This window comes from Cytophaga sp., from assembly GCF_051961495.1.
Classification (GTDB): domain Bacteria; phylum Bacteroidota; class Bacteroidia; order Cytophagales; family Cytophagaceae; genus Cytophaga.
In genome coordinates, this window is sequence record NZ_JBQCDF010000151.1 from 1 (window position 1) to 7,926 (window position 7,926).

8 protein-coding genes and 1 pseudogene are annotated in these 7,926 nt (G+C 44.4%); 7 read left to right on the plus strand and 2 right to left on the minus strand.

Going from position 1 to position 7,926, the window contains the following annotated elements; translation table 11 throughout:
• Together ACTHJT_RS07695 and ACTHJT_RS07700 are read right to left on the minus strand one after the other, a co-directional pair.
• Positions 1-1,834 (minus strand): ABC transporter ATP-binding protein (locus tag ACTHJT_RS07695; RefSeq protein WP_440237422.1); only part of this gene is annotated, 1,834 nt, incomplete at its 3' end.
• 17 nt (positions 1,835-1,851) lie between these two features.
• Positions 1,852-3,576 carry a hypothetical protein gene (locus ACTHJT_RS07700; protein ID WP_440237423.1) on the minus strand — a complete coding sequence of 575 codons (1,725 nt, stop codon included), beginning with the start codon at positions 3,574-3,576 and terminating at the stop codon, positions 1,852-1,854.
• Between the two features lie 121 nt (positions 3,577-3,697).
• On the opposite strand from ACTHJT_RS07700, the gene ACTHJT_RS07705 reads away from it, so the two are divergent.
• The 7 genes and pseudogenes from ACTHJT_RS07705 to ACTHJT_RS07735 all read left to right on the plus strand — a co-directional run.
• Positions 3,698-4,162 carry a hypothetical protein gene (locus tag ACTHJT_RS07705; protein ID WP_440237424.1) on the plus strand — a complete coding sequence of 155 codons (465 nt, stop codon included), beginning with the start codon at positions 3,698-3,700 and terminating at the stop codon, positions 4,160-4,162.
• A gap of 23 nt (positions 4,163-4,185) precedes the next feature.
• Positions 4,186-4,665: an NADH-quinone oxidoreductase subunit A gene (locus ACTHJT_RS07710; RefSeq protein ID WP_440237425.1), complete on the plus strand. Its 480-nt coding sequence runs from the start codon at positions 4,186-4,188 to the stop codon at positions 4,663-4,665.
• Positions 4,666-4,852: 187 nt separating this feature from the next.
• Positions 4,853-5,389 (plus strand): NADH-quinone oxidoreductase subunit NuoB, encoded by a 537-nt coding sequence (nuoB, locus tag ACTHJT_RS07715; RefSeq protein ID WP_440237426.1) that lies wholly within the window; start codon positions 4,853-4,855, stop codon positions 5,387-5,389.
• Complete coding sequence (locus ACTHJT_RS07720) at positions 5,386-5,892, plus strand: NADH-quinone oxidoreductase subunit C (RefSeq protein ID WP_440237427.1); 507 nt, start codon at positions 5,386-5,388, stop codon at positions 5,890-5,892. Before nuoB ends, ACTHJT_RS07720 begins: the two co-directional genes overlap by 4 nt.
• A gap of 1 nt (position 5,893) precedes the next feature.
• The gene (locus tag ACTHJT_RS07725; protein WP_440237428.1) at positions 5,894-7,114 is read left to right on the plus strand and encodes an NADH-quinone oxidoreductase subunit D; all 1,221 of its coding nucleotides are present in this window, start codon (positions 5,894-5,896) and stop codon (positions 7,112-7,114) included.
• 15 nt (positions 7,115-7,129) lie between these two features.
• Positions 7,130-7,588, plus strand: coding sequence for a hypothetical protein (locus ACTHJT_RS07730; protein ID WP_440237429.1), 459 nt, complete (start codon positions 7,130-7,132; stop codon positions 7,586-7,588).
• A gap of 103 nt (positions 7,589-7,691) precedes the next feature.
• Positions 7,692-7,926 (plus strand): annotated as a pseudogene (locus ACTHJT_RS07735) (hypothetical protein); the annotation flags it as partial.

Here is a 7,926-nt window from a genome sequence, read left to right on the forward strand (position 1 = left end):
CGATGATGATGCCGCCGGTCTCACTCGCATGCTTGTGCAGGTTGGCGTAGATGCCGCCTTTGGCAAGGAGTTCTTCGTGCGTGCCCTGTTCTTTGATCTCGCCTTTGTCGAGCACCAGGATCAGGTCTGCATGGCGGATCGTGCTTAAACGGTGGGCAATCACAATGGAAGTCCGCTCTTTCATCAGGTTGTTCAGGGCTTCCTGCACCAGTTTTTCCGATTCGTTGTCGAGCGCTGAAGTCGCTTCATCGAGGATCAGGATATCCGGATTCTTCAATACAGCGCGGGCGATACTCAAACGTTGACGCTGCCCGCCGGAGAGCTTGGAGCCGCGCTCGCCGATAGAGGTCTGGTAACCGTTTTCGGTGCTGCTGATGAAATCATGCGCATTGGCTATGCGTGCGGCACGCTCCACATCTGCCTGTGTAATGTTCGGTAAACCGAAGGCAATGTTGTTGAAAATCGTATCGTTGAACAGAATCGATTCCTGCGTTACGATCCCGATGTGCGAACGCAGCGAATGCAGATCGAATTCTTTGATGTTCACACCGTCAATTTCCACGGCACCTACCGCAGGGTCATAGAATCTCGGGATCAGGTCTACCAGTGTTGATTTACCGCCGCCGCTTGGTCCTACCAGCGCGATCAGTTTTCCTTTTGGAATTTCGATCGAAATATTTTTCAGCACCACATGGTCGTCGTATTTGAAACCGATGTTCTTTAATTCAATGGAACGGTTGAACGAAGTAAGTGTTTTCGGATTGGCAGGATCCTGTACTTTAATATCAGCATCCAGAATTTCAAACAAACGGTTCCCAGCGGAGATCCCTGTCTGGATCGAGGTTACAGAAGATGCAATGCCTTTCAGCGGTTCAAGGATTTTGTAGAAACCGATGATGACCATGAAGAAGGTGCTCGCCTGCAGTTCGCCGTTGAATACCAGGTTCCCGCCAATGTATAAGATGATGGCAACAATAGTCACGCCCATAGTCTCTGTAATCGGAGAGGCAAGCTCTCGTTTATACCCGATGGAGCGGGAAACTTTTGCGTAATGTTTTCCCTGGTTGCTGAAACGCGTGAAGATGAAACGCTCTGCTACGAAGCCTTTGATGATGCGGATTCCGCTGATGGCTTCGTCGATCAGGGACAGGATATGACCGGATGACTGCTGACTTTCCAGCGATTCCTTCTTTAATTTTTTACTGATGATGGAAATCCCGATACCGGCAATCGGCAGGATGGATAAAGTCAGTACCATCAGTTGCCATTGAATGGCAAACATCGTGGTGAACCAGATGATCAGCGTGAATGGATCGCGAAAGAATACCTGCAGCGCGCCAATGATGGAGTTTTCGATCTCGGCAAGGTCATTCGTCATACGCGACATTAAATCACCTTTGCGTTGGTTCGAGAAAAAACCTACATCCATGCGCACAATTTTATTGAACAGGCTTTCACGCATGTTGTAAATAACTGTGGTACGCAGACGGATGTTCACCATCAAGGCCAGGTATTTGAATACGTTCGTTAAGAGATTGCTGACGATCAGAAACGCTGCAATGAAAATCAGTGTCGTGCTTTTACCATAGTTCTGGATCAGCCATGCCGTGAAGTAATCCAGCGCACCTTTAAAGTATTCGACCGTGAATGCAGGCTCCGGATAGATGATCTCATCCAGCGATTTCGTTGCATCGAATAACAGATCAAGAATCGGCAGGATGAACGCGATGTTGATCAATCCGAAGAAAGTCGAAATCAATGTCAGGAAGAAATACGGAACCGTAAATCGTGGGTAAGGTTTTGCAAAAGCAAGTAAACGGAAGAAGGTTTTCATTTATAGAATATAGGGAATTAGAATTCGTAATTTCTGGGTTGGATATTCAGCCTGACACCGCAGGAGATGTAATTGGTGTCAAGGTTTTTCGATACCAGCTCGCTGGTTTGTTTACGGTATATATAAGTCAAATCTACGAATAAATTATGACGAAGCTGGTACGATGCCTGCAGACTCAGAAACAAAATATTTGTCTTGATGCCTTGTGCAATGGTGTTGCCATAGGTATTTGCTTCAGCAATAGGTGTGTAGTTTTTGTTGATGTTGCCACCATTATTGCTCACGGCAGTATTGGTGGTTTTGGTACTATCATCACCAAAGATGGTGTAGAACATTTTTCCCTGCAGCATCAAGCGTGGTAAAGGCTGGTAGCGGGCAATACCGATCAGCTCAACAAAGTTGGCGCCCATCGGGTGCGCAAGCGGCTGGTTAAAGTTTGTGTAACTGGTATAGTAATTCGCATGCTGGTACATATACGGACGCACAATGTTTGTCTCGGCCTGCAGATCCAGATTTTTAATGCCCAATGCGTTGAAGTATTTCATGCCCAGCTGCAGCGCCTGTTTGTTGCCCCACCAGCCGCTGTGGCTTTTCACTTCCTGGAAAACCAGTTCATCAATTACAAACTGTCCATAGAAAGAAAAATGTTTCAGGAAATTGTATTTGAAATCAAGCCCCAGCAGGGAGTTGTCGCTGCTGCCGTTGGCTTGTTCAATGGAGCGGTAGAAGATCACCGGGTTCAGGTATGAAACATCATACGTTCCGTTTTTGGTTGAATCGGCTCTGCCGAAGATGATGGATTCAAACAAACCGATATTTAAATTCTTACCGATGTTAACGGATAAATGATGGAAGGCGGAATATTTTTTCGGATACAATACATCCGCACCACCGGTAGACATATTCATCTGCGTAAAAATATTCTGGTAGTGAATTTTCCAGATGTGTGTATTCAGTTTCAGGAAGGTATAAGGCGCGCCTGCATCAGATAATACCAGCGAGCGGTAGCCGTTGCCGATGAAGTTCTTATCGTAACCGAATTGCAGGTCGATGTATTTTTTTACCAGTTCAAAGGTGATGTAACCGCGGCCGGTAATAAAATCATAGCCGTTGGTTTTGAATGTTTTGGCAAAGGCTTCGTAGGGAACAATGGGGTTGACAGAATTCTCGGGCGTATAATAATCGATCTTTTGGTTCACGTAGTTTGGAAAAGCGCCCTGGTTGTCCGCGAAAAAGGTATAAAAACCGATCCGCTTCGCGATCCGGCCGCGCATTTCTATACCGCGGGTGTTCATAAAGGTATAATTGCGTTGGGTGTTTCCGGCTCCGTTTCCGCCCATAAAATACATTACGGGATTGATGTGCAGGTCAAAATCCTTCACATTGACCGAATAGGCATCGGCCTGTTTGGCATAAAATGCTTTTAAAAACGGCTTTTTTGAGTTGGCAATTTCTGCATTCGACCATTCCCAGGAGTCGATCCTGAAATAATTCAGGTTGAAGCTATCGGCTTTGGTTTGTTTCACCGATTGAGGCAGGGAATCAATAAATTTTACTGTTTGTTCTCTGTTATAGGGCTTTACGCTGCTGTGTATAGCCGGGTCGATCCGTCCGCTCAATACCTCATATCGGTCTGTCAGCTGATAGGCGCCGGTATTTAAAGGAATATAGGTGCTTTGTGCATTCGAAAAGCGCTGCAGAAGAACGGTCAGGATACTTAAAAAAGTAAGTCTATAAATCATTATATGAGATGATTGGGTCTGCAAATATAGTTCATTATTTCATTGTTATTAAATTCGCTTTTACCTGAAAGCAATTTATTATTCGTTCGTATTTATAAGCATTTGGGCTTATATTTGTGCCATGTTTGAAAAGATCACACATTATATCATTGTCATTCTTTCAAGCGGATTTAAATTCGCGCTGGGTCCGGTTATGGGCAAAGTCTTTGCCATGTCCAACCTGGAGATCATCATCCTGATGATTATCGGAATGATGTTGACTGTTACGTTGTTGACGACTTTGGTGGGTGATTTATTTTATGGTTTTTTAAAAAGAACGCTTTTCAGAAACAGAAAAATATTTTCTCCCAAGACCAGAAATATTGTACGGGTATGGAATAAAAGAGGTTTGATTGGCATTGCCTTTCTGACACCTGTTTTGTTTTCACCGGTTGGCGGGGCCTTGATCGCGATTTCCTTCGGAGAAGATAAAAAGAAAATCATCCTGTACATGTTTCTGAGCGCCTGTATCTGGGCGCCAATAACAGTATTGTTCATGGATCAGCTGATTCATCTGGCAGTATCTGTCATACATCACAAACAATAATATTCAATTCAGTGTATCATCAGATGTTAGAAACACCTTCACAGCTTTCGGAATTCGGAATCATCTTACTGTTTATCATTACCGGTATTGTATTTGTACTGATCGGTGTGGGTGTTGCTGCGTTGCTGCGCCCGAACCGTCCAAACATTGAAAAGCTGATGGTGTATGAATGCGGCGAAGATGCCGTAGGCAAGGCCTGGGTAAACATGAACGCACGTTATTATCTGACAGCGCTGATCTTTGTATTGTTTGAAGTAGAAGTCATTTACCTGTTTCCGGTAAGCACGGTTTACGGAGATGCGAAGCTGGATGCCTTATCAAACGGCAGCTGGACGATCTTCTCTTTCGTTGAAATATTCATCTTCATCGGACTGCTGTTTGTTGGCCTGGTGTATGTATGGAGAAAAGGTTACCTGGACTGGAACAAACCGGAAGTACAACCTGAAGTGTTTGTATCAAAGGTGCCGAAGGATTTGTACGAAGCGGTTAATAAAAAGTATTAAAAGAGAATCGAAACCTATAAGGTTTTTAAAAACCTTATAGGTTTGATAAAAGGAAATAAGTCTCTTCAACAAAGAACTCTCCAAGGGTTTTTAACCCTTGGAGAGTTGGTTAGAGAAAAATGTCTCTTGAACAAAACGAAACTTATATGGTTATAAAAGCCTTATAGGTTTGATAAAAGAAGTATTCATGAGTTTACTCGATCATAAATTCGGACAAGGCGGTATTGTCGTTTCTCAAATGGAGGATGTACTCAATTGGGCCCGGCTGTCTTCCCAGTTCCCCATGAGTTTTGGTATTGCCTGCTGTGCCATAGAGATGATGCAGACATTCACATCGGGCTATGATCTGGATCGCTTCGGAATCATTCCAAGACCAAGCCCGCGCCAGTCAGATGTGATGATTGTTGCCGGTACAGTAACATTCAAGATGGCGGATCGCATCCGCCGTTTGTATGAACAGATGCCGGAGCCACGTTATGTAATTTCCATGGGTTCCTGCTCCAATTGCGGCGGCCCCTATTGGGAACATGGCTACCACGTAGTGAAAGGTGTTGACCGCGTGGTGCCGGTGGATATTTATGTGCCGGGGTGTCCGCCGCGACCTGAAGCTCTCATAGGCGGCTTCCTGAAATTACAGGAGAAGATCAGAAAAGAAACACTGGTTGCACCGAAAGCCGTTGAGCGCTTTCTGGCTAATCATACCGCAGAACAGATACAGGCATGAGTTATACCTTTCAGGAAATAAAAGAAGCAATTCAGGCACAATTCGGCAACGGGGTTGTTGTGTCTGAAAATACTGCTTTACAGCAGCCGCAGCTTACGCTTACAAAAGAATCGGTAAAGGATGTATGTTTATTCCTGCGCGACGACGCACGTTTCTTTTTCGATCAGCTGTCGTGCCTTACTGCGCTGGATAATGGTCCGGCAAAAAATACACTCGAAGTCATTTATCATATCTATTCCATTCCCTTCAATCTGTCTTTCATTGTAAAGGTTGAAACAGAACGCGGCAATGGAAAAGAGCAGCTGCCTGAAGTCCCTTCCGTTACAGGTGTGTGGCGCACGGCCGACTGGCATGAGCGCGAAGCATTTGATATGTATGGAATAAAGTTCTCAGGACATCCGGATCTGCGGAGAATCTTATTGCCTGCTGATTGGGAAGGCTATCCGCTGCGCAAGGATTATACAGAACAGGAATATTATCACGGCATTAAAGTAGCTTATTAACGTGTCTGCAAAATCACTCAGTTATTCATATAATCCCCTGGATCTCGAAGCTTCGGAGCCGCTTGTATTTCATACAACCAATCTGAAACGCGGCGAGGTCATTATCAATATGGGTCCGCAGCACCCGTCAACACACGGCGTACTGCGTCTGGAGATCCTGACCGATGGTGAGATCGTTAAGGATGTAGTGCCGCATATGGGCTATCTGCACCGCTGTTTTGAAAAGCATGCGGAGAATCTGCCATACAATCAGGTAATCCCTTTTGTAGACCGCCTGGATTACATGGCGGCCATGAACTCGGAACATGCCTATGCCATGGGGATAGAGCGCATGCTGGGAATTGATAAAGATATCCCTGCTCGTGTGGAATACATTCGCGTACTGGTTGCTGAACTGAATCGTATTTCCTCGCACTTCGTGGCGATCGGCACTTACGGCCTGGATATCGGTGCATTCACACCATTCCTGTGGGTAATGCGTGACCGGGAACATATCAACCGTTTGCTCGAATGGCTGAGCGGCGCGCGTATGCTGTACAACTACATATGGATCGGCGGTTTGTTTTACGACCTGCCGGTTGGCTATGAAGACCGCTGCAAAGAGTTTATCAATTACTTAAAGCCGAAGCTGGTAGAGCTGCAGAAGGTCATTGTAGATAATAAAATTTTTATTGAACGTACAGCAAATGTAGGTGTACTGCCGCTTGATCTGGCGATCAACTATGGTGTAACCGGACCGATGCTGCGTGCTTCGGGTTTGAAGTTTGACTTGCGTAAAGTAGACGCGTATTCCGTATATCCGGAACTGGATTTCGATATTCCTGTAGGTACCGGTGAAATGGGTACTACAGGTGATTGCTGGGATCGTACGCAGGTGCGTGTAAAGGAATGTTTTGAATCTGTCCGCATCATTGAACAGTGTCTGGAAAAACTGATGGGTGAACACAAGCGCACACGCGAGTTTGATCCGCAGGCATTGGTGCCGAAAAAGATCCGTCCGAAGGCAATGGATTTTTATGTACGTGCAGAAAATCCAAAGGGAGAACTGGGTTTCTTCTTCCGCACAACAGGTAATACAGATATACCATTGCGTTGTAAGGTTCGCTCACCGTGTTTTGTAAATCTTTCTGTGCTGCAGGCTGTATCAAAAAATGTAATGATCGCGGATCTTGTTGCAATATTGGGTTCCTTTGATATTGTAATGGGTGAAATTGACCGCTAAGAATACTTATTGAATATGAAATACAATTTTATTTTATTCCTTGGATTTACGGTATTGCTGTTCTCGTGTTCTGAAAAAACAACCACGGAAGAAACAGCTGTAAAGAAAGAAATTGAAACCCCATTTGTTCCGGAACCACGGCTGAAGACAGACTTTCCGGATCGTGTATACAAATTCAGAGTGATGCCGGATTCTACCATTGAACAGCAGGTGATCAAATACGAAGCTTTTGCAGCCCTGTTTATTGAGTATTCCGGAATCTATAAAAATGAACACCGGTATATGCCGGAAGATCAGGAAAACAATGTGGAAGCTTATGCAGTATTAAGAGATGAGTTGGTTGCCATAAAAAATAAGCTTCAGAAAAATATTGCAAAAGTAAATAAGGATCAGGAAAAGCGACTGGACGCAGCAGATGCCAGAATGAATGCCATCCTGCCAAATGTATATAAGGAAGACGCTGAGAAGAAATAATTTTCAGTTACATTCCTTTAAATGAATCTATTGTTTTGAATAAATAACAACTGTTAATTTTATTGGGTTGGATATTCCACCCAAACTGGTTAGCTTTGATAAGATGAAAAAAATATTTGCCATAGTACTCGTAATGCTTATCCTGCTTCAGTGCAGCATAAAGTTTATGTATGTGGCCTATTACAACATCAATAAAGAGTACATCGCGAAAGAACTTTGTATCAATAAAGCGAAGCCTGCTTCTACCTGTAAAGGGAAATGTTATTTATCAAAAAAAATGAAGGAGCAGGAAAAACAGGAGCAGACAATTCCTTCCGTTGTAAAAGGCCTGGAAGAAG

What these genes read in the sequence shown, in the direction of transcription:
- ACTHJT_RS07705 (WP_440237424.1), top strand. Translation starts at nt 3,698, where the DNA reads ATGTTTGAAAAGATCACACATTATATCATTGTCATTCTTTCAAGCGGA.
- ACTHJT_RS07700 (WP_440237423.1), bottom strand. Translation starts at nt 3,576, where the DNA reads ATGATTTATAGACTTACTTTTTTAAGTATCCTGACCGTTCTTCTGCAG.
- nuoB (WP_440237426.1), top strand. Translation starts at nt 4,853, where the DNA reads ATGAGTTTACTCGATCATAAATTCGGACAAGGCGGTATTGTCGTTTCT.
- ACTHJT_RS07710 (WP_440237425.1), top strand. Translation starts at nt 4,186, where the DNA reads ATGTTAGAAACACCTTCACAGCTTTCGGAATTCGGAATCATCTTACTG.
- ACTHJT_RS07720 (WP_440237427.1), top strand. Translation starts at nt 5,386, where the DNA reads ATGAGTTATACCTTTCAGGAAATAAAAGAAGCAATTCAGGCACAATTC.
- ACTHJT_RS07730 (WP_440237429.1), top strand. Translation starts at nt 7,130, where the DNA reads ATGAAATACAATTTTATTTTATTCCTTGGATTTACGGTATTGCTGTTC.